Below are 22389 nucleotides of genomic sequence, written 5' to 3' on the forward strand. Positions count from 1 at the left end.
GCTGTACCGGAGCGACAGTGGCGCGACGGCCCGGGTGTCCCGCTCTGGCTGGGGGTGTGACCGGTATCCGCGACGTCCATGACGGCGGAGCGGTGCACCGTGTCACCGAGGTTTCCCCGGCGGCGAGCCGTCGCGTCGTGGTTGCCAGAGGTCGGTGTTCGGGGCGCATGGTCGCTAGCCGGTCACCGACGATGCCGGTGCGTCGGTGTCGGCGGTCTTGACGGTGTGGGCGTCCAGGATCGCGGTGCGCGCCGCGTGGGCGAGGATGGCTTGCGTTCGCGCGGTGAAGCCGAGGCGGTTCCAGTGGAAAATGATCGCGTAGCTGATGACCTCGCGGAGGCCCCTGCGAAGGCGACCCTCGCTCGCTGCGGCACCGAGCGCGTGGCCGGCGTCGCGGAATGCTCGTGTCCAGGGGGCGATGGATGCCAGCGGCCCGCCCGGGCCGAGCAGTGACCCCCTGTCGGTGATGTCGGCGAGCAGGGGTTGGCGGATCGCCGCGGCCATGGCGGCGACGTTGCCGGAGGTGATGTCGGCGGGCAGCGGGCGTTGCTGGGAGACGTGGTGCCAGATGTCGCCTTGCTCGTACCACTCGATGTGGGCGGCGCGCATGAGCGTGCTGCACAGCAGCAGGGACAGCTCGCGGCGGCCGAGGCCGATGTCGCGGTGCGCCACGGTGAGGATGGCGTGGCTGTCGGCGCAGAACAGGTCGTGGGCGATGTCGATACCGGGGTGGTCGCCGAAGGCGGCGGTTTCCGGTTCGTAGATCCCGGTCCACCACGAGTGGAGGTGACCGCGGGCGGTGAGGTCGTCGAAGGCGCCGGAGAGCGTCTGTATCAGGGCGTGGCGGTGTTGTGGGCCGACGTGGAGCCGCAGTCGCCAGCAGGGGTGTTTGCGGATGAACCACCACCCGCTGGTCATGTCGTCATCGGCAGCGAGGGTGAGCAGCGGGGCGAGGTGCGCGGTGGCGGTGTGTTCGGCGTTGTCCCAGTCGGTGAAGCGGAGGTAGACCTGCCACCAGCTGGGGTCGGTGTGCTGGTCGAGCGCGCGCTGGCCCGCGTCCCGGTAGATCTCGATCGCGTCGGACAGTGCGAGCGCGTCCATCCCGGCTGTCGAGGCGGCCTGGTCCACTGGCGTGCCGGCGAGGACGGTGGCGATGGCGTGCTCGAGGCCAGGGCACGGGGTCAGGTGATCAGCAGGCATGCGTCCCATCCCGAGATCGGTGGTGTGTCGTGAGTCGCGGTGTGCGCGGCGAGCGCGAGTCCTGCCGTGCCGGTGAGGAACCCGGCGGCCTGTTCAGATGTGTTCGAGGTGGCGTGGCTCAACGATGCGGCCAAACGCGGCAGGTGCTGGCTGATGTCGGCGCTGAGCGCGTCTTGGGCCGCGCGCCAGGCGGTCTGGTAGAGCCCGGCCCAGCCGTGGCAGAGGCTGGTGTCGGTGACGTGGGCGAGTTGGCCGGAGTCGGCCAGGCAGACGGCGAGGGCGTCTTCGGCCAGGCGTTGCCGGGCGGTGTCGCCGGCAGCGATGGCGGCGATCTGCTGGGCGCGCGCGATTCCGGGGGTGCCGTAGCACCAGCTCGGCCGCAGTGGGCCGCGCTGGTGGGCTCGGCCGGTGCGGATTTCGTCGTGGGTGAGCCATTCCGGCCACCACGGGCCGGAATCGTCGTCGTGGCGCCAGGTGTCCAGGTGCGCGCAGATCCGGGCGATGGCCTCGGCGTGGCCCTCGACGGTGACACCGCGGCGCAGCGCGGTGCCGAGGAAGGCCAGCACGCCGCAGATGCCGTGCGCGAGGCCGAGGTTCGCGTGGCCGCCGGGTGTCGCGATCGTGGTGTCCGGGTCGTGCCCAACCCACCATCCGGGCAGCTGGTCAGGCCGGGGTTCGGTCAGGCGCACGAGGTGGTTCAGGACCTGTTCGAGTACGTCGGCGCCGGGGTTGTGCTGGAGCAGGAGCCGCCCGATCCCGGTCAGGCCGGTGAACAGGTCGTACTCGCTGAAATTCGGGGCCTCGCCACGGCTGGCGCGGGCCGCAGCGGTCTCAACGCGGTGCTGGGCCAGCGTGCGGACGCGAGCTTCCAGGGTGGCGACAGCGTCCTGGTAGCGGTGCCGCCCGTCGGCCTGCGCCGCGTGCAGGAGGAAGGAGATTGCCGGTGCGCCGAGGTAGAGGTTGGTGTCGGCGGCGATGCTGACGCCGCGGGAGGTCGCCGCAGTGACCCACGGGTGGGCGGTGGCCCAGGATCCGGCTCCGGCGAGGGCGCGTTCGATGTGCAGCAGGGCGATCCCGGCCGCGCCTTCGGCCAGCGATTGCTCCCGGCCGCTGTGGTCGTCTGGGTCGGTGACCGGGACCGCCAGGCGCGCGGCCAGTTGGTCGGAGAGCGTTTGTGGTTCCCGCGTGGTGGTCATGCTCGGTCCTGGCGGAGAAGGGCGAGGCGGCGCTGGGCGGTGGCTCGGGCGAGGCGAGCGGTGACCTTTTCCGTGCCGGGGTCCACGCTCACCGCGCGCAGGTGGTGGCTGTGCAGCAGCGTCCGCAGCACTAGCCGTTCCTCGACGCTTTCGTCGTGTGCCGCGCGTTCGCGGTAGGAGGCGAGGGCGTGGTGGCGCTGCTGCCACGCCTCGGTGACGGCGTCTCCGCCGGGTAGGGGCCGCAGCTGGCCGTGGTGGTCGACGAGGGCGAGTGCGGCGTCGGCGAGCGCGCGGTCGAGCTTGCCGGGTTCGTGAGGCAGCAGGTCGACCAGGTCGCGCAATCCGAGCTGCGGGGAGGTCGCCAGTGACGCGACGATCTCGGTCATGGAGGCCGCCGCAAGGGCTTGGCCGGGTGTTTCGGTGCGTTTCGCACAGCGCAGCTGTTCCACGGCGGCCACCGAGTCCGCGGTGAACACCTCGTCGAGGGCGTCGCGTGTTTCCGGGGTGTGGCCGAGGGCGGCCGGGGATGGTGTTGCGGAGGCGTAGGTGAGTTCGGCGAGCAGACCTGCCTCGCTCAGGGTGCCGGCCCAATCCGTGAGCTGGGCGGCCACGGCCTCGTGGGTGTCGGGGCGGGTACGCAGGCACAGCACGAGGTGCTGGTCGCAGTCGGCTCGGGCGGGGTCGTGATGTCGCCAGAACCACCACGGCGCGGCGCCGTGCTCGGTGTTGACGCCGGTGATCAGGCCGGGCAGGTAGTCGGTGAGGATCTCGTCGAACCGTGTGGGATGGGCGTGCAGGTGTGCGCGGATGATTCCTGCCCTGCCTGGCATCGCCGTGTCCGAGCGGCGCACCGCGACGTGTGGCCGGGCTGCTCGTGTCTCGTCGTGCCCCGGTGTCTTGGCCGGTGGGGCGGCGCGCAGTGGGACCACTAGTTCGCAGGGGCGCCCGGCCCAGCCGCCGGGTTCGTGAGGTCCGGCCTCGCGCAGTTCGAGGTGGCCGGTCCGGTTGCGTTCCAGGCGGCTGCGCAACAGTGCGCGATCAGCGTGGTCGTCCAGGTCGAGCGGGAGCCGGAGTTCACCTTCGACCAGGACGACCGCCGAGGGCACCCGCCACCGTGCCCGCCAGGTGTGCAGCGCCTCGTCCCAGGAACCGGTGCCCGCGGCGGGTGGGACGTCAGTGGGGGTGAGGTGCCAGCGGGCGGGCGAGAGGACGGCGCGGCCGTGGCGGATGCGGGGCACGAACGGCAGGTCGTCGGCGACGCCGTAGCCGAACGGGCCGTACACCGCGCGGCGCGCGGAGGCGACCTCGGCCAGGAACCGCGCCAGCGGCGGGGTCTGGATGGTGTTCTGCAGCGCGTGCGGGATGTGCGGCTGGACCCGCCGGCCGGTGGAGATCCGCACAAGCGCGATCTCATCGGCGTCGGCGGTCACCGCCAGATCGTCCAGCTCGATCACGGTCCGCTCGGTGGCGTGGTGTTCGCCGAGAGGGATCAGGTACGGCAGGAACCGGGGTACGCGCACGATGTTCTCGTTGCCCTCGCGCCGTGGCGGGAACGACAGCTGCGCGCAGGCGACGTCGGCGCAATCCGGGGCGTAGCTGGCGGCCAGCCGTTCCCGGTCCTGTTCGGACAGCAGGCGGGTGAAGCGTCCGGCCATGCTGGTGGCGTGCATCGGAGCGCCGGTGACCCACAACTGGAAATGCCCGCGTTCCAGGGCTTCGGATGAGGTGGCATGAAGCTGGAACGCCAGCTCCGCTCGAGCGGGCGCGATGAGTTTCGCGTGGTCACCGACGCGGAGATCCTCGAGGACGGACTCGGTCACGGCGATCTCGGCCCGGCCCTCGGTGCTGGCGCGCTGGATCAGCCGCAGGAGGGTGACGTCGCGTTCGGTGACGAGGTGCGCGGCGCGCGGCCGGGCCGCGCCGAGAAACCCGGCGGGGAAACCCAGCCCGGAGTCGGCGATCACCTCGCGCACACCGACGACCGCGCCCGCGCCGTAGCGGTCCAGGAACCGGGCGTGCCAGTCCTTCCATGCCGGATCGCCGAACGGGAACGGGGTGAGCCGCAGGAGCGTCGTCGCGGCGATCTCCGCCTCGCGCAGCACCGCCTCGGGAACGGTCAGCTCGCCGGCCACCGCCACGTCCACGGCCTGGACCCGCCCCGGGGTCGGATGGAGCGCGCGCATCCGATCCTCGGTCTGCTCCAACGCGATCGCGTGCTCGGCCATCGGCGCCCAGGCACGCGCCGAGGCCAGCTCGTCCCGGATCGCGGTGAGTTCGGCGGTCATCTTCACCAGGTCGGGCAGGTCGTCGATGCCCGCGGCGTCGAGTTCGGCGAGCAGGTGCGACAACGGGTCCGTCGCTGTCAACGGTGGTCGCAGTGTGGTGATCAGCGCGCCGCTCTCGACCAGTTGCGCGAGCAGTCGGCCGATGGTCTCGGGGTCGGTGGCGGGGAAGTCGGAGCCGATCCGCTCAGCCAGCTCCGCCATCCGCACCGGGGACGCCGCGCCTCGCAAGGCGTTCTCGACCGCGCGGGTGTAACGGAGGGAGGTGTCGAGTGCCGCGCCGCGCTGGGGCTGGGTTTCGTCCGGGCGGGCGGGAATCACGACCCGGGTGCCGCGCCGGAACGCGGCGTTGTTGGCGACCACTGTCAAGCGCGGCAGCAGGTCGTGACGTTGCTGCAGGCCCGTGATGATCTCGCCGAGCCATCGGGCGTCCGCCCGCGCCGACACCCGGCATTCGGGGTCGAGGCGAGCGGACGCCGGGGCGTCGGTGGAGGCGGCGGCGACTCCGGCGAACAAGCCGAACGGGGTCGCGCGCCGCCTCCACCGCAGCAGGTAGGACGAGGTGGCCGACAGCACACGCCGAACCTGGCGCGGGTCGCCGTCGCGGCCGGAGACGAGCTGGTCAATCTGCTCGGCCAGCACGGGGCTCGCGATTCGCAGCGCGGCACGGACCTCGGCGCGGTGCCATAACCGCACCAGCCACGCCCGGCCAGTCCCGGAGGCGTCCCCGGTTCCGGCGGACACGGCCTCGGGCACGTCCAGCCCGCCTGGGTCCGTGCTGACCCGGGCCAGCACCAGATCGACGTGCTGGAAATGGGTCCGTTTCGCGGCCATGAGCCTCGCCCTGTCTTCTACTCGGAGTCGGTCACAGAGGCGTGGCGACGTGGCTGGTGCAGGCGGACCCGCAGGTCGTGCCGCCGCAGTTGTCGCTGGTGTCGCACGACATCTTCGCCAGCGGCAGGCTGTCGGCGATCACCGTCAGATCCAGCGAGAACTCGTCGGCCTCCTCGGCCGGGGAGGTAAGGGCCAGGGTCATAATCGATCACTCCTTCTCGGTTACTTCTTGGTGTTCCTGGCCTGTCGGGGAAGGCCAGGACATCGTGATGCGCTGGTGCCGCTTGTCGACAACCACGCCGTCGGGCAGCCGCTCGTCCGGGGTGCCGGGCGGCCACACGCCGAAGGTGGGCCCAGGGCCGTGGCGCTGGTCGCGGTCCCACGCGCGGATCTGCTCGCAGAACGCGGTGACGAGGTCGTCCGCGTGCGGGCCGAAGGCGTGCGCGCCGAATTCGGCGATCCCGGGTTCGACACCTCGCGTAGTCAGATACGCGACCGAGTCACCCTCGATGGCAGCGGAGTCGAACCACACGGTGCCCTCGTCGACCAGTACCGGCCGCAGCGACGCCTCGGCGCGCAGCTTGCCGAACCCCGGGAAAACGGTGGCCAGCCACAGTTGCAGCGTTTCGAACGACTCGGCTCCGCCGATCCGCACACCCGTCCACGCCTGCGCACGCGGGGTGTCCAGGACGCCGTCCAGGTCGGGGACCTGCTCGCAGGGCCAGCCGTCGTCGAACCGCATCACCGCGTCGGTACCGCGCAGCGGCACCAGCTGCTCCTGGTGCGCTCCGTCGCCCTGCATGGCGACGAATCCGCAGATCTCCGCCGACCGGCTCACCAGGTGATCGCCCTCGCGGACCAGTTCCAGGGAACGGGTCAGTCCCCGCACCCGCAGCGGCACCACCAGCCGACCGTCGGGGGCGAGCTGGTCCAGCCACGCCTGCGGGATGTCCCAGGCGCCGACCGTGACGATGATCCGGTCGTAGGGTGCGAAGTCGGCGATCCCGGTCTCGGCGTCGGCGAGGATGACGTTGACCCGCTCGTAGCCGGCGGCGTCCAGCAGCCGCCGGGCGCGTTCGGTGACGTCGGAGTCGATGTCGACGGTGGTGACCTGCCCGCCGGGTCCGGCCAGCCACGCCATCATGGCCGCGTTCACCCCGCCGGAGCCGATCTCCAGTGCCCGCATCCCGGGGCGGATGTCGGCCTGCTCCAGCATCCCGGCCTGCAGCTGCGGCGAGGACACCGTGCTGATCGGCACGCCGCGCTCGTCCCGCTTCACATGCACCGCGTCGCGAGCCTTGTACGCCTGCGCCGGTGTCGCCTCGGGGGCGAACAGATGCCGGGGCACCCCGTCGAACACGGCGGCGACCCGGTCGCTGCGGATCGCCCCCATCTCCCACAACTCGGCGATCATCGCCTTCCGCAACTCGTCGGGGTCCTCGGCCGCGCGGGCGGCATCGGTGTCGGTGTGTTCAGGTGTGCTGATAGCAGTACCTTCTTTCATGGCTGGGGCCTCCGGGGAACGCTTGATGTGCTTGTCCCGCGAGGACTGTGATGAGACAGCGTCCTCGGAGGTTTTAGCCGGAGGCTTGTCGTCTTGGAGGGTGTTGTCCCGATGAGGACTGGTTTATCAGCACGACGCGCGGCCTCCGGTTCCAGTTTTTTCGTTCCTGGACACGAAGGGAGTCGGCGCATTTGCTGGGAGCAGGTATCGACTGGGCGGAGTCTTTTCATGATGTGGCCCTGGGCCGCCCGGGCGAGGGAGTGATCGAGCAATTCCGTATTGACCACACCGCGGCGGGAGTCGGTCGGCTTGTGGCTCGCTGCCTGGAATTGGAGACCGACCCGGCCGACGTGCGGATCGTGCTGGAAACACGACACGGTCTTCTGGTCGAGGCGTTGACTGATGCGGGCTTCACGGTCCTGCCGGTCAATCCGGATGTGGTGGCCCGCCGCCGGGGGCCGGCCAAGAAGAAAGACGACGCCGAGGACGCCCGGATTTGCTGCTTGCTGGCATTGGATCAGTTCCTGGAGCTGCGGAAACTGATCCCGCACGGTGAGTTGGCGGGCGAATTGCGCGCGATCGCCCGAGACGACGAACGCGCCGCCCGCGACGAACGAAGGCTGCTCAACCGGCTGCGTGCGGACTTGCTGGCCATCTTCCCGGCCGCTCTGGCCATCGCCGGCGGCGACCTCGGCTCGCCGGTCATGCTGAAGCTGTTGAGCCGCTGGCCAGGCCATGACCAACTGGCCGCAGCCGGCCCCGGCGACATCGCCGCGTTCGCTCGCGCCGCTAAACACGGCTGGCCCGACCGCTTCGCCGCCCGCGTCGCTGACGCCCTGGACGCTGACCGGTTGCCGGTCAAAGAGTATCTGGTGCGCGCGAAATCCGGCACGATCGCGCTGACTGCGACCCAATTGCTGGCCATCCGCGATCAACGGAGGGCGTGGGAACGCCGCATGGCGGAATTGCTGCTCGGATCGGCCCGTCATGGCCGCGCGAAACAACCGAAGGAGCCTGATCCGGGAAAAGCGATCCCGGGCGGTGAGATCTACCTGAGTTTCCCCGGGCTCGGGGACCGGCTCGCCGCCCGGATAGCCGGAGAAATCGGAGACGACATCACCCAGTTCGACACACCCAACGGGTTGCAGTGCTATGGCGGCACCGCCCCCGTCACCCGACGCTCCGGCCGGAGCGAGTTCGTCGTCGCCCGCCGTTTGGCGCATAACCACTACCTGGGCACCGCCGTGACGGCGCTCCCTGAAAGTCCCCAGGGGTACTCGTCGAAATTCCCCAGCTGAGGTGTGCCAGCTTAGCCTGGGTCAGCGGTGGAGTGGGATCACTCCGTCGGGTGCTGCCAGGGGCATCTGCGGGCGGGCGGCTTCGGGTGTGGTGAGCAGGGCGACGATGGTGACCGGGCCGCCGCAGTGCGGGCAGTCGCGTTGCGCGGCCGGCTGCGGCAGCGGCGCGGGCGCGCTCGGCGGGGCGGCCGCCGGAGGCGGCCCGAAGGACGTGTGCGGGTGGCCGGCCCGGTCGATCTCGCGGCGGGCGGCGGCGGTGCGTTTGCACTGGCGCGAGCAGTAGAGGCGGGTCTTGGCCTGACGTCCGGTCGCGATGAACGCTTCCCAGCAGATCGGGCAGGTCTTGCGCGTCGCGTTGTAGTTCGGGTCGCGCGGGTCAGGAGACATGCGCGTTCACCGCCTTGCGCAGCTTGTCCGATGTGGACTGATGGGTGCGGAGTCGGTAGGAGGGGCCGTCGATGCCGACGACGGTCGCGCGGTGCAGCAGCCGGTCCAGCATCGCCGCGGTTATCTGACTGCTCGGGTTGAGTGTCCACGATGTACACGATTGGGTTGGCGTGCCTCCCTTGCGTCCGTTGTGGACGGATTACCTTGCTCCGTCTATGACGGGATCAGCGTTGAGGGTGCAGCGGGTCGTGATGCCTTCGGGCACGGAGTCGGCGACTGTTGTGGCCGACGGCCTGGTGCTGGATCCGGTGGATCGGTTCCTGGCGCATCTGACCGCGATCGACCGCTCCCCGAACACCGTGCGCGCCTATGCCCATGATCTGCGGGACTATTTCGAGTTCCTGCACTGCCGTGGCCTGCACTGGGATCGGGTCGCGCTGGAGGATCTGGGCCGGTTCGTGACGTGGCTGAGGTTGCCGGTCGGGGCCCGCGATGGACGGGTGGCGATGCTGCCCTGGGTGGAGGCGAATCTCGCTGCCGCGACGGTGAATCGCAAGCTGTCGGCTTTGGCGTCGTTCTATGAGTTTCATCAGCGGCACGGTGTCGAGCTCGGTGAGTTGCTGACGCGGTGGCGGCCGGGCCGCCGCGGCGGGTCGTGGCAGCCGTTCCTGGCGCACCTGGGCGCACGGCCGGAGCGGCACCGCGCGATCTCGCTGCGAGCAGAGCGGCGGCCGCCACGGGAGCTGAGCCAGGCGGAGATGACGGCGCTGATCGGTTCTTGCGACCGGTTGCGGGACAAGTTCCTGCTGAACCTGTTGAAGGGCACGGGATTGCGGATCGGTGAGGCGCTGGGGTTGCGGCACGAAGATCTCGACGCCCGCCGTCGGCTGGTCGCGGTTCGGCCCCGGAGGAACGTGAACCGAGCGCGGGCAAAGACGTGGTCACGGGAAGTTCCCGCCGATGCTGACCTGTTCCGCCTCTACAGCGATTACCTGCACGAGGAATACGGGACGCTGGACTGTGACTACGTGTTCGTCAATCTCTGGGGCTCGCCGGTCGGCGCGCCGATGAGCTACGCCACCGTCGACCGACTGGTGCGCCGCCTGCGAGCCCGCACCGGGATCGCGTTCTCGCCGCATCTGTTCCGCCACAGCTACGCCACCGGGTTGCTGCGCCGCGGGGTCGCCGCCGAGATCGTCCAGCACTTGCTCGGGCACGCCAGCATCAGCACCACCGTCGACACCTACTCCCATCTGGGTGTCGAGGACGCTCGTCGCGCCCTGGCCGCGGCCGGGTTCCTCGACGCGCCAGCGACAACGGAGCCGACCGCATGAGGCAGCTGCACCCGATCCCGCACGGCGACAACGACTCCGGCACCGATCTGGCGGCCCGGCTGCGGCCGCAGTTCGCGCAACCGGTGATCCTGGTCGACCCCGACGACCCGGTGATCGGAGGGCCGCAGTGCCTGGTCCCGGTCTGCGACCGGCTCGCGGTGATCTTCGGCAAGTGCTCGGCCCACCATCAGCGCTGGATCGAGGCCGGCCGCCCCGACGACGTCGAGACCTGGGCGAAGTCGGCGCCCGCGAACCGGCGCTGGCTGCACCAGCCCCGGAAATGCGCGATCACGACCTGCCACCGCAGCCGCCGCGAGCACGGTCTCTGCCACTCCCACGCCAGTCGGTGGCAGAAACAGGGCCGCGCCGGGCTGACACAGTGGATCGCCGACGGCGGTGGCGGTCCGCCGCTGCCGGCCGGGGACGGCTGCCGGTTCCCCGACTGCTGCCTGGAGGCCGAGGGCGAGGCTGGATTATGTGACCATCACCGGAATCGGTGGATCCGCGCCGACCGGCCGCCGATCGAGTCCTGGCTCCTCGGTTGCGCGACGTTCGGGCAGGACCGGTTCGACCTGCGCGCCCTGCCGCTGAAGATGCGGCTGGAGATCGCCTACGCGATCCAATGCCGGGTCGACGAACGCCGCACGATCACCCGGCCGCACTCGATCCGGCGGCTGCTGCGAGCCCTGCCCGGCGGCGGCGTCCCCTCGCTGCTGGACCGCAGCCCCGATTCCTGGATGGCCTATCTCGGGTTCTCCAGCGAGCGCGGCTACATCGAGCGACGGTTCCTGCTGGACGCGATCGGCTATCTGCGTGATCTCGTCGACGGCGTTGGCTGGGACGCGGAGTTCCCGCGCGATGTGTGGCTGCTGCGCCGGCTCGGGTTCCCCGGCCGCGACACCCGGTTCCGGTTCACCGGGATCGAACCGATCTGGTTGCGGCAGTTGACGAAACGGTGGGCCCGCTGGCGATTATCCACCGGGATCGCCGTCGCGACCGTCGGCGCCGACATCCGCGCGATCACCCTGTTCGCGCAGTCGTTCCCGGCCCTGCAGCGCGGACCCGAAGCACTGACCCGGGAGCTGGTCGAGGTCCATCTGGCGCACCTGATCGAACGGTTTCCGAATCCGAAGAGCCGGACCGGTCAGCTCAGCAGCCTCGCCGGTCTGCTGCGCGCGGCCCGCCAACACGGCTGGGAATCCCGGCTGTCTGCTCAGGTTGACCTGTTTCCCGAGGACTACCCGCGCCTGGTCAAGGGGCCACCACGGGCGTTGTCGGAAGCGGTGATGGCCCAGCTTGAACACCCCTGCGTCCTCGCCCGCTTCGCCGACTCCCGCGGCCGGTTGTTGGCGCGGATCCTGATGAGCACTGGGCTGCGCGTCGGTGACGGCGCCCGGCTGCGGCTGGACTGCGTCGTCCGCGACGGCCAGGGCGCGCCTTACCTGCGCTACACCAACCACAAGATGCGCCGGGACGCGTTCGTCCCGATCGACACCGACCTGGCCGAGGCGATCGCCGTCCAGCAGCAGGCGGTGCTCGACGAGTTCGATGACCCGGCGGTCCTGCTGCCGCGGCCCACCCGCAACCCTGACGGCAAGGTGGCGTTCAGCACTGCAACCTTCCGGGGAGAACTGCGAGAGTGGTTGCGCGTCAGCGATGTCCGGGACGAACTCGGCCGCGCCGTCCATGTCGCGCCGCATCAATGGCGCCACACGTTTGGCACTCGCCTGATCAACAACGAGGTCCCGCAGGAGACCGTCCGTCGTTTGCTCGACCACGACTCGCACGCCATGACTTCGCACTATGCGCGGCTGTCGGACACGACCATCCGGGAGCAGTGGGAACGCGCTCGCAAAGTCAACATCGCCGGTGAGGCCTTGGCCACCGACACCGGTCCGCTGGCCGACGCTGTCTGGATGAAGAACAACCTCTCCAGGGCGAAGATGGCGCTGCCCAACGGCTACTGCTCCTTGCCGCTGCAGCAGAAGTGCGAGTTCGCCAATGCCTGTTTGACCTGCCCAGTTTTCGTCACGACGCCGGAGTTCCTGCCCCAGCATCGTCACCAGCTCGAGCAGACCCAAGACTTGATCGCCCAGGCCGACCGCAACGGACACCAGCGCCTTGCCGAGATGAATCGCACCGTCGAGAAGAACCTCCTGGCCATTATCGACGGCCTGACCACATCGGATGGCTGCTGCGGCGGCGGAAAGTCCTGCGCCTGCAACGGAAAAAGCGGCTCGAATGCTTGCTGACAACCCCAGACACCTCGCCGAACACGCCCGTCAGCGCCACGATCAGACCCTGCACCGCGCCCAACAGGCGCTCGCCGAGCTGGCCGACGCCGGAGAACAGGTGACCGTTGCGCAACTTGCCAACCGGGCCGGCGTCTCGCGGTCATGGATCTACACCCAACCCGCATTGCGCGACCGGATCCGGCAGCTACAGCAGCATCGCGCCAGCGCTGGCTTCGTCCGCGACACCGCCACCCGGGCCACCGACGACTCACTGCGTCAACGTCTGGCCCTGGCGCACGAGCGAATCAACCAGCTCCGCACCGAGAACCAGCAACTCCGTGACGCCCTTGCCCACGCCCACGGCCAACTCCGCGCAGCCCGCCTCAGCACCGGTGATCGATAGTCAAAGACACCTGTCCACGACGCGAAACGCCAGGTCAAAGGCGGTATTTGAAGATCGAAGTCGAGATAACGGCGGCGACGGTCGCGTCACCGAAAGCTGTTGCCCAGTCAGCGATCCCGACGTTGGTGGTCAGGATCGTGGACGACTTGAGGTAGCGCTGGTTGATCACCTGGAACAACGCGGACGCGCCGTCGCCGGGCAGCGGCAGATAGCCGAGCTCGTCCAACTATGTGGATATCCACATAGTTGGACGAGTTCGGCTACATGGAACTGGACAAGGTCGGCGCGAAACTGCTCTTCCAGCTTTTCACCGACCGCGAGGAACGCCGCGCGATCGCCATCGCGACCAACGCACCCTTCTCGGAATGGCCGAAAACCTTCACCGACCAGCGTCTCTGCCGCGCCGTGATCGACCGCATGACCTTCAACGGCACCATCATCGAGACCGGCAGCGAGTCCTACCGCGCCCAGAGCACCCAAGCCCGGCTGCAGGAACAACAACTCGCCGCGAGCGAGAACGACGGCCTGATCGGCGCCCTCAACCGCCCCTGAAACGAATGGGGCCGGCTGCCCACGGCGACTGTCTTGTCGGAGACAGGTCCGTGAGCACCCGGCCCCGCACAACCTAAACCTCGATCCACCGAGGTGTGGGGCTGGGGTGGGTGTGTCGGAATGAGAGAAGTGCCCTCTGAGCTGGGATGATTGGAGTTCTCACACAGCAACCTGACCCCAGTTCTGGAAGGCACTTCGAGTGCAAGTTTCGCACAGGTTCGCCGAGGAGTCGGCGATATTCGACGATGACCATCTCGTGTCGCTGGCCGGTCTGGTGCCGGTGATGACGCTGGCCGGACAGACCAGACTGCCGCAACTGCTGGCGGAGAAGGTGTCGATCACCCAGCCGCGGATCGCGTCCGGGACGGCCAATCCGGGCCCGAAACTGGCCACGGTGATCGCGGGGATGTGCGCGGGCGCGGACTGTATCGACGATGTTGATGTTGTGCGCTCGGGCGGGATGACGACACTGTTCGGCGGGGTGTATGCGCCCTCGACGGTCGGAACCCTGTTGCGGGAGTTCACCTTCGGACACGCCCGCCAGCTGGAGTCGGTGCTGCGTGAACATCTGACGGCCTTGTGCGAGCGAGTCGATCTGCTGCCCGGCACTCACAAGCGGGTGTTTGTGGATATCGACTCGCTGTTGCGGCCGGTGTACGGGCATGCCAAGCAGGGCGCGTCCTACGGGCACACGAAGATCGCCGGGAAGCAGGTGCTCCGCAAAGGGCTTTCACCGTTGGCGACCACGCTGAGCACCGAGCACGGCGCGCCGGTGATCGCCGGGATGCGGTTGCGGGCCGGGAAGACCGGCTCCGGCAAGGGCGCCGGACGCATGGTCGCCCAGGCGATCGGGACCGCTCGTGCCGCCGGGGCCGGTGACATCCTCGTGCGGGGTGATTCCGCCTACGGCTCCCGGTCGGTAGTCCGCGCCTGCCGGCGGGCCGGGGCGCGATTCTCGCTGGTGCTGACCAAAAACGCCGCAGTGCGGCGGGTGATCGCGGCGATAGGTGAGGACGCGTGGACGCCGGTGAAATACCCCGGTGCGGTCCGTGACCCTGACACCGGGGAGTGGATCTCCGACGCCGAGGTCGCCGAAATCCCCTACACCGCGTTCGCCTCCACGGCCGACCGGGTCACCGCGAGGCTGATCGTGCGGCGTGTCAAAGACGCCCGCTACCCGGACGCGCTGTTCCCGGTCTGGCGATACCACCCGTTCTTCACCAACACCGCCGAACCGACCGCTGCCGCTGACATCACCCACCGCCGCCACGCGGTCATCGAAACCGTGTTCGCCGACCTCATCGACGGCCCCCTGGCGCACCTGCCCTCGGGCCGGTTCGGCGCCAACAGCGCGTGGGTGTTGTGCGCGGCGATCGCGCACAATCTGCTACGCGCCTGCGGTGTCCTGGCCGGCGACCGGCACGGCCACGCCCGCGGTGCCACCCTGCGCCGCCGCATCGTCACCGTCCCCGCCCGGTTCGCGCGCCCGCAGCGCCGACCGGTCCTGCACCTGCCCCGCCACTGGCCCGGGGCCACGTCATGGCTTCGGCTGTGGCGCAGCACTATCGGCTTTACGCCACCATCAGCGATGCCCATCTGACCACCCGCCGCACGACGGCCCGACCGGAGACCACAGTGGAAAAGCTGGGCAGACCAGCGGCTACCTCCCACCCGAAAAGACGCTGGTGCACCCCTTCAGCACGCGGACCAGCCCAAAATCCCAATCGGTGGATCGAGGCTAAGTCGTCCTCGACCTCGGGAATGTCGGCCTCGCCCGTTCGCTGGCCATCCTCGGCGTTGAGGAATCACTCATCGTCGGCTCATGGCCGCCGCCGAAGCGTTCGCGCACCTGGAGATCTCGACAGGGCTGCATGCTCTTCCGTCGAACTTTCGCCGAAGCCGGGCCCCGCCCGGCATCGACATGGAACAACGCGGCACCGTGGTCATTGTGCCGACGCGGCGCGGTTGCTGTCCGTACATCTTCACAGTCCGGAGGCAGCAGGGACCGAGCGTGAAGCCGCGTCCCGTTCGTCAGCACTCAGCGCAGCGTGTGGTGTGACGCTGGTCGGGTAGCCGCCAGTGGGGAGGTTCGAAACCCGGATTCCGGGATACCCCCGGGCGTATTCTGGCGTGGTAAGACGGTGAGAAAGGTGATCGGCGATGGAGTACGGCTTCGCTGTGCGGTGCGAGGCGCCGATGGGCGAGACGGTCGAGCGGGTACGGGCGGCGCTGGCCGAGCAGGGGTTCGGCGTACTGACCGAGATCGACGTGCAAGCGACGCTGCGGGCGAAGCTCGGTGAGGAGAGCGAGCCTTACTTGATCTTGGGGGCGTGCAACCCCCAGCTGGCGCATCAGGCGTTGGGCGTGGATCGGCGGATCGGGTTGTTGTTGCCGTGCAACGTCGTGGTGCGCGCAGACGGCGGGTCGACGGTGGTGGAGGCGCTGGACCCGCAGGTGATGGTCAGCGTACCGGGCGATTCCCGGCTGCAGCCGATCGCTGACGAGGCCGGTCGGCGCTTGCGTACCGCCTTGCAGACGGTCAAGGGTAGCTGATGGTGCTCGCGGCAGTTCCGGCAATCGGACGAGCCTGTGTGCTACGGGAGGTGAGGTCGCGATGATGGGCGGCGCGATGGGCGGCGCGATGGGATGGATGTGGATCTGGCCGGTACTGGTCGTGCTCGGCCTGTTCGCCGTCGTGGGGGGCCTGCTGTGGTGGGTGCGGGCGCGGCGCGAAACCCCGGCAGGCGCGAACGGCAGTGCCCGCCGGATCCTGGACGAGCGGTTGGCGCGGGGCGAGATCGACGAGGACGAGTATCGGCGTCGTCGCACGGAGCTGCAGTGACTGGCGATCCGGTCGGTCGGCGCAGGGCATTGGGGCTGCTGGCGGCCGGGTCGGCTTCGGTGGTAGCGGGGGTGACCGGCTGGGTGACTGGTCTGGGCGCCCCGGCCAGCGGTGGGTACCCGGTCACCGGTGACCAGCCGCTACGCGAACCACTGGCATCGACCAGCAATAACGGTGCACTCGCCGTGTCGCTGACCGCGGCACCTGGCGCGGCGGTGGCCGGGCAGGCCGGCGCCGGGCTCGGGTTCAACGGAGGTTCTCCGGGGCCGACGTTGCGAGTGCGTCCCGGTGACGTTCTGCGAGTGCGCCTGATAAATCACCTGCAACAGCCCACAAACCTGCACACCCACGGGTTGCACGTTTCCCCGGAGCGCAACGGCGACAACCCGTTCGTGGTGATCGCGCCGGGCGAGGTGTTCGATTACGAGTACACGATTCCGGCCAATCATCCGGCGGGGACGTTCTGGTACCACCCGCACCACCACCAGTACGTCGCGGATCAGCTCTTCGGCGGGCTCGCCGGTGCGCTCATCGTGGACAGCGGCCCCGACCTGGGCGCCGCCACGGACCGGGTGCTGCTGATCGGCGACACCACGCTGGACGACGGGGGCCGGATCGCCGCGGTGAGCGCGATGGACCGAATGATGGGACGACAGGGCTCACTGGTCCTGGTCAACGGCCAGCACCAGCCCGTCGCCACCGCCGAGTCCGGGGTGCCGGAACGATGGCGGCTGATCAACGCCTGCACCTCGCGCGTGTTGTCCCTGCGGCTGGAAGGGCATCAGCTGACCCACGTCGCGAGGGACGGCTATTTCCTGCCGGTCCCGGAAGTGCGGGACCGGATCGTGCTCGCGCCCGGCAACCGCGCGGATGTCCTCGTTCACCCGGCGGCGGGACGGCACCGGCTGCTGACCGATCCCTATGACCGCGGCAATCCCGGGATGATGGGCGGTATGGCAGCCACGGGCTCCACTGCGGCCAACGGGCCCATTGCTCTCGCGACACTGGTGGTGACCGGGGCCATGAGCCCCACGGCCTCGCCACCGGGTGCGTTGCCGGCGCCGGCGCTGCCCACAGGGCCGGTGACGACTCGGCGGACAGTGACGTTCGGCATGCAGATGGGCATGGGCGGCGGCGGGATGGGGTTCACCATCGACGGAAGGCGCTTCGACCCGCAGCGCACCGACCAAGCGGTCCGGCTCGGGGCCACCGAGGAGTGGCTGGTGTCCAACACCAGCCCGATGGATTCCCCCGTTCCACCTGCACGTGTGGCCCTTCCAGGTACTGGCCACCAGCGCAAACCCGGTAGCCGAGGAAAGCCTGCGGGACGTGGTGCTCGTGCCGGCGCACGGCTGGGCGCGCCTCCGGGTGACCTTCGCCGACTTCTCCGGCCGCAGCGTCTACCACTGCCACATCCTCGACCACGAGGACGCCGGCATGATGGCCACCATCCAGGTCGCACGCTGACTCTCGCTCCAGGTTTCTCTCCGGAACACGCACTCCTGCGCCGACCCGCCCGTGACCGCGGCGGCATGGCCAGCGCAACGCCGGGCGTCCTCGGGTAGTCCGGCGGGAAGCCGACCGTTTTGTTGCCCCTGGCCGGGCGCGCCGGGGCGATCCCCCTGTCTCCGGCGGTGTGGTGTGTGCCGCAGCCACTCGTCTCTTCATACCCCCGGGGGTACTGTCGAGAGCGAGTGGTCGTCGAGTAAAGGAGACTCACGGATGTGTCGTCGTGTCACGTGTTCGCGGTGCGGGAAAGCCACCTACGCCGGATGCGGTCAGCATGTGGAGCAGGTACTTGCCGGTGTGCCGGCTTCGCGGCGGTGCGCTTGCACGCCCGAGCCGGGCGCCGCGGCCCGCGTATTGCGCCGCCTGTTCGGCCGCGGCTGACCCGCCGGTCCGCGATGCCGGACACAGCTGGGTGAGGCCGCGCAATCACTACCCCCCGGGGTATGTTGAAGGCTGCGGAGGTGGAACATGGAAATGACACCCGAACTGGTGGGTGACGCGCTGGTGCGGTTGCGCCGGGCGCAGGGGCAGTTGGCTGCGGTGATCGGCATGATCGAGACCGGAGACGACTGCGCCACGGTGCTGACCCAGCTGGCCGCGGTGTCGCGGGCACTGGACCGGGCCGGGTTCAAGATCGTGGCCAGCGGGATGCGGCACTGCCAGGCCGCCCGCGACCGGGGCGAGGACCCCCCGATGACCGAGGCGCAGCTGGAGAAGCTGTTCCTGGCCTTGGCCTGACCCGTTCGACGCGGAATTCCGGCGCCGACCTACGTTTAACGGATACCCCCGGGGTATTCGAGCGAAGTGGTGGAGGTACCACGTGGCAGTACATGAAGCGACGGTGGAAGAGCTGGAGCGGGCGCTCGCCGAAGGTGTGCGGCTGGTGGACGTGCGCACGCCGGGCGAGTTCGCCGAAGGGCATGTGCCCGGTGCGATCAACGTGCCGCTGGAGCAGGTCCCCGACGCGGGGCGGGAGTGGAACGGAGCGGGTGTGGCTGATCTGCCAGTCCGGGGCACGCAGCCTGCGCGCGGCGCAGGCGCTGGATGCCCTGGACGTGGCTGCGGTGTCGGTGGCCGACGGCACCGCCGGCTGGCAGCGCAGCGGCCGGCCCGTGCGAACCGGAACGAACTGAGGCAACGACCGCACTCGGGCGGGAAGGAGACAGCACATGCTGGACGTACAGGTGATCGAGACATCGTCGCTGGGCGACCGCAGCTACCTCGCGCACGACGGCGAGGTCGCCGTGGTGGTGGATCCACAGCGCGACATCGATCGGATCGTCGCCCTGGCGGGCCGGCTGGGGGTAGGGATCGAGTGGGTACTGGAAACCCACGTGCACAACGACTACGTCTCCGGCGGGCTGCAGCTGGCGCGGCTGACCGGCGCCCGCTACGGGATCGCCGCTGCCGACGACGTGTCCTACGACCGGGTGCCGTTGCGCGACGGGGACGTGCTGGAGGTGTCGCCGCGCATGCGGATCCGGCCGGTCGCGACCCCGGGCCACACCTTCCACCACCTCTCCTACCTCCTCGACGGTCCCACGGGGCCAGAAGGAGTGTTCACTGGCGGCTCGCTGCTGCTGGGCACCACCGGCCGCACCGACCTGCTCGGCCAGGACCACGCCCACGAACTGGCCCGCCGGCAGCGCACCTCCGCACAGCGGCTGGCGCAACTGTTGCCGGACGGGGCGAACGTGTGGCCCACCCACGGGTTCGGCAGCTTCTGCTCGGCCACCCAGGCCAGCGGTGACGCCTCCACCATCGGCCGGGAGAAGCAGATCAACCCGGCACTGACCCTGGCCGAATCCGAATTCGTCGAACAGACCCTCGCCGGCCTGGACGCCTACCCCGCCTACTACGCCCACATGGGCGCGCGCAACACCGCCGGGCCCGGACCGATCGACCTCACCCCGGTCCACACCGCCGACCCCGCCGAGTTACGTCGCCGGGTCGACGCGCAGGAATGGGTGGTCGATCTGCGCTCACGCAAGGCGTTCGTGCACTCGCACCTGGCCGGCACGATCAGCCTCGGGCTGGACGGGCCGATGGCGACCTGGCTGGGCTGGCTCATCGACTGGGGCGCGCCGATCACCCTGCTCGGCGACACACCCGAGCAGGTCACCCAGGCGCAGCGGGAACTCGCGCGCATCGGCATCGACCGGCCCGCCGCCGCGGCCACCGGCGACCCCGCCCAGTGGGCCGGCGACCGGCACGAGCAGGTAGCCACCATGACCACCGCGTCGTTCACCGACCTCGCCCACGCCCTGCGGCACGGCCACGCCGACAGCCTGCCCGCCCCCACCGTCGTGCTCGACGTGCGGCTGGCCCACGAGTGGCACGACTCCCACGTGCGCGACGCCGTGCACATCCCGCTGCCCGAGCTCCCGCACCGGCTCGGCGAGGTGCCCGCAGGCCCGGTGTGGGTGCACTGCGGCAGCGGCTACCGCGCCGCCGCCGCGGCGTCCCTGCTCGCCCGCGCGGGCCGCACGGTGGTGCTGGTCGACGACGCCTTCGCCGATGCCGCCGACGCCGGCGTCCCCATGGCGGCCTGACCGATGCTGGTGGCCGCCGCCCTGGCCGGGCTGCTGATCGGGCTCGCGCTCGGACTGCTCGGCGCGGGCGGGTCCATCCTCGCCGTGCCCGCGCTCGTCTACGCCGCCGGGCAACCACTCGCCTCCGCGATCCCCGCGTCCCTGCTGATCGTCGGCGTGTCCTCGGCCGCAGCGGTGATCCCGCGGCTGCGCGCCGGCACCGTGCGCTGGCCGGTCGCGCTGGTTTTCGGCGCGGCCGGTGTCCCCGCCGCCTTCGCCGGGGCGGCCCTCGGGCATCTGGTGCCGCCGCGGTTCCTGCTGCTCGGGTTCGCCGTCCTGATGGCCGTGGTCGCCGTCCGGATGCTCCGCAAACCCACCGGCACGGGCACGGCGGCGTGCCGGACCAGCGGAGGCCATGTCAACTGGCGGGCGTGCCTGCCCAAGGCCCTCGCCGCCGGGATCGCCGTCGGGGTACTGACCGGGCTGTTCGGCGTGGGCGGCGGATTCCTCATCGTGCCCGCCCTCACCCTGCTGCTCGGCCTCGACGCTGGCGAAGCAGTCGCCACCTCGCTGGTGATCATCGTGCTCAACTCCGCCGCCGGGCTCGCCGCCCACGCCGGCGCCCCACTCGATTGGGTCACCATCGGCATTTTCGGCGGCGGCGCCGTCCTGACCGCGCTGGCTGGTGGCCGTGTGGCCCGCCGCCTACCCGCCGACACGATCCGCCGCGGCTTCGCCTACCTCGTCCTGGTCGTCGCCGCCGCCATCGCCGTCACCGCCATAGTCGCCCCGGCCACCCTGCCGGCCCATTGACGGCGCCCTCCGTTCAAGGTTCGAGACCGGTCTGGGCGTGGCAAAACGAACCCGGCCAGCACAAGCACCGACGGGCACGCAGATCGATCCCACCTGGCCCGAACTGCTCCACTGATCAGGAGCACGACTCCACGCGGATCGTGGAACTGCGGCACTCACCCGGCCGACTGACTATGAAACGATCGCCTTGCACAACACGTGTTGTGATCAGTACGCTTCAACAACAAAGCCGCTGAGCTGCTGAGACTCCGTCGTAGAGTCCACCTCAGGTTGGCGACCCCCGGAGAATGCGGGACCTGCCGCAACGATTGCGCCGACTGTCCCCGGTGCCGCGACTTCGACTGCGAGGTGTGCCTGCCGGTAGTGATCACTCCCCGCACCGCCGCCGCGCTGGACGCGGCGCTGGGGAGGCTGGCCGACGAGGTCTACGACATCGCCGAGCAGACACCCTTGGCAGGCAGGGGACCGGCCCTCGACACGGACACGACCGTCCCGGCGTGCGTGGCCGACCGTGACCCGTGGTTCTTGCGGTGCTACGCACGGGCCTTCGACGACCTGGCCGGCGACCTCGCTGCCGGGAGGCGTCCGACCCCGGCGTGTACCGCCGAGGAGATCGCGCTGGACTTGGCGATCCAGGACGCCGAACGGTGTCAGAAGGACGAGCCCGACGTGCACGCCGAGCAGGTCGCCGCGCATCCGAGTTCACGGTTCGACTACGACTGGGCGATCCTGCAGGACGCCTTGTTCCAGGACAAGGACTACGAGGGGCTCCTCTATCACCCGGTCCCGTTGCCGGACATGGGCGCCGAGGACTGGTTCGGCGAATTCGGCAACGTCCCTGCCCGCGACCCCGAGCGCGGATTCCGCCGCTGAGCACCCTTTCGCAGTTTCGAAGGTCGTTTCGTGCGCCATCGAGCACACGGCGACCGACAGAATGCCGCAGCAAGCAGCGCCGAAGTATCACCGCGATGTCACACCGCGCCCGCGCTGACCGGCGACGATGCCGAGAACAAAGACCAAGGAGGTGACTGGCAGGATCGCCGGAACGAGCGCATGCTGAAAGTTCCTGTCGGAGCACAAAAGGGGGAACTGCATTGGGCACCGCGACCACCACCGAGGTCCGTACCGGATTCGGTGCGGCGATCCTGCTGGGCATCGGCGATGACGACAACGTCGCCTGCGTCGCCGAACACGATGCCGCCACCGAGGGTGAGGCCCGCCGCTGGATCGAGCAGGCCCTGCCGACCGCCGCGATGCCGGATTGGGTTCACCGGCGCCCCCACGGCACGGCCGGAGCCTTCCTGTTCGCCGTCTACACCGAAGGCATCCGCGTCCACGACGGACCGGGCGAATCCCGCTGGGAGAACTACCCGGACGACGCGCCCGAACACACCGCCGACCTCATCGACGGTGCCGTGCGCTGGTGGCCGCGCGCAGACACCCAGCGATAGCCACACATCCCGCGCGGCG

At 69.8% G+C, this 22389-nt stretch carries 24 protein-coding genes; 16 read left to right on the forward strand and 8 right to left on the reverse strand.

Annotated features, from left to right (window positions below; translation table 11 throughout):
• Positions 1–174: 174 nt before the first annotated feature.
• From LWP59_RS37685 to fxlM, 5 genes are read right to left on the reverse strand one after another with little or no spacing between them, the layout of a single operon-like run.
• Positions 175–1200 carry a thiopeptide-type bacteriocin biosynthesis protein gene (locus tag LWP59_RS37685; protein ID WP_101436319.1) on the reverse strand — a complete coding sequence of 342 codons (1026 nt, stop codon included), beginning with the start codon at positions 1198–1200 and terminating at the stop codon, positions 175–177.
• A complete protein-coding gene (locus tag LWP59_RS37690; RefSeq protein ID WP_101436320.1) occupies positions 1182–2396 on the reverse strand; it encodes a lanthionine synthetase C family protein in 1215 nt (404 codons plus the stop codon). The genes LWP59_RS37685 and LWP59_RS37690 overlap by 19 nt, the downstream gene beginning before the upstream one ends.
• Complete coding sequence (locus LWP59_RS37695) at positions 2393–5512, reverse strand: lantibiotic dehydratase (protein WP_101436321.1); 3120 nt, start codon at positions 5510–5512, stop codon at positions 2393–2395. Before LWP59_RS37695 ends, LWP59_RS37690 begins: the two co-directional genes overlap by 4 nt.
• A 31-nt stretch (positions 5513–5543) precedes the next feature.
• Complete coding sequence (locus LWP59_RS37700; protein ID WP_081685088.1) at positions 5544–5714, reverse strand: FxLD family lanthipeptide; 171 nt, start codon at positions 5712–5714, stop codon at positions 5544–5546.
• Between the two features lie 6 nt (positions 5715–5720).
• The gene (fxlM, locus tag LWP59_RS37705) at positions 5721–7016 is read right to left on the reverse strand and encodes a methyltransferase, FxLD system (RefSeq protein ID WP_167441929.1); all 1296 of its coding nucleotides are present in this window, start codon (positions 7014–7016) and stop codon (positions 5721–5723) included.
• Between the two features lie 191 nt (positions 7017–7207).
• On the opposite strand from fxlM, the gene LWP59_RS37710 reads away from it, so the two are divergent.
• On the forward strand, positions 7208–8314 hold the full coding sequence (locus tag LWP59_RS37710) for an IS110 family transposase (RefSeq protein WP_246370192.1): 1107 nt from the start codon (positions 7208–7210) through the stop codon (positions 8312–8314).
• Positions 8315–8335: 21 nt separating this feature from the next.
• On the opposite strand, the gene LWP59_RS37715 is transcribed toward LWP59_RS37710, so the two are convergent.
• Both LWP59_RS37715 and LWP59_RS40830 read right to left on the reverse strand, forming a co-directional pair.
• Complete coding sequence (locus LWP59_RS37715) at positions 8336–8701, reverse strand: hypothetical protein (protein ID WP_101436322.1); 366 nt, start codon at positions 8699–8701, stop codon at positions 8336–8338.
• Positions 8691–8825 carry an ATP-binding protein gene (locus LWP59_RS40830; RefSeq protein ID WP_275294527.1) on the reverse strand — a complete coding sequence of 45 codons (135 nt, stop codon included), beginning with the start codon at positions 8823–8825 and terminating at the stop codon, positions 8691–8693. The genes LWP59_RS37715 and LWP59_RS40830 overlap by 11 nt, the downstream gene beginning before the upstream one ends.
• Before the next feature lie 157 nt (positions 8826–8982).
• Here LWP59_RS40830 and LWP59_RS37725 point away from each other — a divergent pair, with 157 nt between their 5' ends.
• The 3 genes from LWP59_RS37725 to LWP59_RS37735 are packed head-to-tail and all read left to right on the forward strand — an operon-like array spanning position 8983 to position 12672.
• On the forward strand, positions 8983–10035 hold the full coding sequence (locus tag LWP59_RS37725; protein ID WP_222425610.1) for a site-specific integrase: 1053 nt from the start codon (positions 8983–8985) through the stop codon (positions 10033–10035).
• Entirely contained in the window at positions 10032–12287 is a 2256-nt protein-coding gene (locus tag LWP59_RS37730) for a tyrosine-type recombinase/integrase (RefSeq protein WP_208637254.1), read from the forward strand. The genes LWP59_RS37725 and LWP59_RS37730 overlap by 4 nt, the downstream gene beginning before the upstream one ends.
• A complete protein-coding gene (locus LWP59_RS37735) occupies positions 12277–12672 on the forward strand; it encodes a DUF6262 family protein (protein WP_101434335.1) in 396 nt (131 codons plus the stop codon). The genes LWP59_RS37730 and LWP59_RS37735 overlap by 11 nt, the downstream gene beginning before the upstream one ends.
• Before the next feature lie 34 nt (positions 12673–12706).
• Here LWP59_RS37735 and LWP59_RS37740 read toward each other — a convergent pair whose 3' ends face one another.
• Positions 12707–12898, reverse strand: coding sequence for an ATP-binding protein (locus LWP59_RS37740; RefSeq protein ID WP_229857928.1), 192 nt, complete (start codon positions 12896–12898; stop codon positions 12707–12709).
• A 20-nt stretch (positions 12899–12918) separates the two neighbouring features.
• Here LWP59_RS37740 and LWP59_RS37745 point away from each other — a divergent pair, with 20 nt between their 5' ends.
• The 12 genes from LWP59_RS37745 (at position 12919) to LWP59_RS37810 (ending at position 22370) form a co-directional block, all read left to right on the forward strand.
• The gene (locus tag LWP59_RS37745) at positions 12919–13224 is read left to right on the forward strand and encodes an ATP-binding protein (RefSeq protein WP_275295543.1); all 306 of its coding nucleotides are present in this window, start codon (positions 12919–12921) and stop codon (positions 13222–13224) included.
• Positions 13225–13423: 199 nt separating this feature from the next.
• A complete protein-coding gene (locus LWP59_RS37750) occupies positions 13424–14824 on the forward strand; it encodes an IS1380 family transposase (RefSeq protein WP_101436323.1) in 1401 nt (466 codons plus the stop codon).
• Between the two features lie 222 nt (positions 14825–15046).
• On the forward strand, positions 15047–15283 hold the full coding sequence (locus tag LWP59_RS37755; RefSeq protein ID WP_143271393.1) for a hypothetical protein: 237 nt from the start codon (positions 15047–15049) through the stop codon (positions 15281–15283).
• Between the two features lie 101 nt (positions 15284–15384).
• A complete protein-coding gene (locus LWP59_RS37760) occupies positions 15385–15777 on the forward strand; it encodes a DUF302 domain-containing protein (RefSeq protein WP_101436324.1) in 393 nt (130 codons plus the stop codon).
• Between the two features lie 61 nt (positions 15778–15838).
• Positions 15839–16066 (forward strand): SHOCT domain-containing protein, encoded by a 228-nt coding sequence (locus LWP59_RS37765; protein ID WP_144641520.1) that lies wholly within the window; start codon positions 15839–15841, stop codon positions 16064–16066.
• The gene (locus LWP59_RS41400; RefSeq protein ID WP_444541912.1) at positions 16063–17631 is read left to right on the forward strand and encodes a multicopper oxidase family protein; all 1569 of its coding nucleotides are present in this window, start codon (positions 16063–16065) and stop codon (positions 17629–17631) included. The genes LWP59_RS37765 and LWP59_RS41400 overlap by 4 nt, the downstream gene beginning before the upstream one ends.
• Before the next feature lie 412 nt (positions 17632–18043).
• Complete coding sequence (locus LWP59_RS37780; protein WP_144641517.1) at positions 18044–18313, forward strand: metal-sensitive transcriptional regulator; 270 nt, start codon at positions 18044–18046, stop codon at positions 18311–18313.
• Positions 18314–18564: 251 nt separating this feature from the next.
• The gene (locus LWP59_RS37790; RefSeq protein ID WP_229857929.1) at positions 18565–18708 is read left to right on the forward strand and encodes a rhodanese-like domain-containing protein; all 144 of its coding nucleotides are present in this window, start codon (positions 18565–18567) and stop codon (positions 18706–18708) included.
• A 36-nt stretch (positions 18709–18744) separates the two neighbouring features.
• Positions 18745–20127 carry an MBL fold metallo-hydrolase gene (locus tag LWP59_RS37795; protein WP_101436328.1) on the forward strand — a complete coding sequence of 461 codons (1383 nt, stop codon included), beginning with the start codon at positions 18745–18747 and terminating at the stop codon, positions 20125–20127.
• A gap of 3 nt (positions 20128–20130) precedes the next feature.
• Positions 20131–20919, forward strand: a complete 789-nt coding sequence (locus LWP59_RS37800) for a sulfite exporter TauE/SafE family protein (RefSeq protein WP_101436329.1) — start codon at positions 20131–20133, stop codon at positions 20917–20919.
• A 363-nt stretch (positions 20920–21282) separates the two neighbouring features.
• Positions 21283–21792 (forward strand): hypothetical protein, encoded by a 510-nt coding sequence (locus LWP59_RS37805; protein WP_101436330.1) that lies wholly within the window; start codon positions 21283–21285, stop codon positions 21790–21792.
• Between the two features lie 221 nt (positions 21793–22013).
• Positions 22014–22370 carry a hypothetical protein gene (locus LWP59_RS37810; protein WP_101436331.1) on the forward strand — a complete coding sequence of 119 codons (357 nt, stop codon included), beginning with the start codon at positions 22014–22016 and terminating at the stop codon, positions 22368–22370.
• Positions 22371–22389: the final 19 nt, after the last annotated feature.

It is taken from the genome of Amycolatopsis acidiphila (genome assembly GCF_021391495.1).
GTDB lineage: Bacteria > Actinomycetota > Actinomycetes > Mycobacteriales > Pseudonocardiaceae > Amycolatopsis_E > Amycolatopsis_E acidiphila.

Excerpts from the sequence above, each read along its gene's own strand:
- LWP59_RS37685 (WP_101436319.1), bottom strand. The coding sequence starts at position 1,200 with ATGCCTGCTGATCACCTGACCCCGTGCCCTGGCCTCGAGCACGCCATC.
- LWP59_RS37690 (WP_101436320.1), bottom strand. The coding sequence starts at position 2,396 with ATGACCACCACGCGGGAACCACAAACGCTCTCCGACCAACTGGCCGCG.
- LWP59_RS37695 (WP_101436321.1), bottom strand. The coding sequence starts at position 5,512 with ATGGCCGCGAAACGGACCCATTTCCAGCACGTCGATCTGGTGCTGGCC.
- LWP59_RS37700 (WP_081685088.1), bottom strand. The coding sequence starts at position 5,714 with ATGACCCTGGCCCTTACCTCCCCGGCCGAGGAGGCCGACGAGTTCTCG.
- fxlM (WP_167441929.1), bottom strand. The coding sequence starts at position 7,016 with ATGAAAGAAGGTACTGCTATCAGCACACCTGAACACACCGACACCGAT.
- LWP59_RS37715 (WP_101436322.1), bottom strand. The coding sequence starts at position 8,701 with ATGTCTCCTGACCCGCGCGACCCGAACTACAACGCGACGCGCAAGACC.
- LWP59_RS37730 (WP_208637254.1), top strand. The coding sequence starts at position 10,032 with ATGAGGCAGCTGCACCCGATCCCGCACGGCGACAACGACTCCGGCACC.
- LWP59_RS37735 (WP_101434335.1), top strand. The coding sequence starts at position 12,277 with ATGCTTGCTGACAACCCCAGACACCTCGCCGAACACGCCCGTCAGCGC.
- LWP59_RS37755 (WP_143271393.1), top strand. The coding sequence starts at position 15,047 with ATGGCCGCCGCCGAAGCGTTCGCGCACCTGGAGATCTCGACAGGGCTG.
- LWP59_RS37760 (WP_101436324.1), top strand. The coding sequence starts at position 15,385 with ATGGAGTACGGCTTCGCTGTGCGGTGCGAGGCGCCGATGGGCGAGACG.
- LWP59_RS37765 (WP_144641520.1), top strand. The coding sequence starts at position 15,839 with ATGATGGGCGGCGCGATGGGCGGCGCGATGGGATGGATGTGGATCTGG.
- LWP59_RS37780 (WP_144641517.1), top strand. The coding sequence starts at position 18,044 with ATGGAAATGACACCCGAACTGGTGGGTGACGCGCTGGTGCGGTTGCGC.
- LWP59_RS37795 (WP_101436328.1), top strand. The coding sequence starts at position 18,745 with ATGCTGGACGTACAGGTGATCGAGACATCGTCGCTGGGCGACCGCAGC.
- LWP59_RS37800 (WP_101436329.1), top strand. The coding sequence starts at position 20,131 with ATGCTGGTGGCCGCCGCCCTGGCCGGGCTGCTGATCGGGCTCGCGCTC.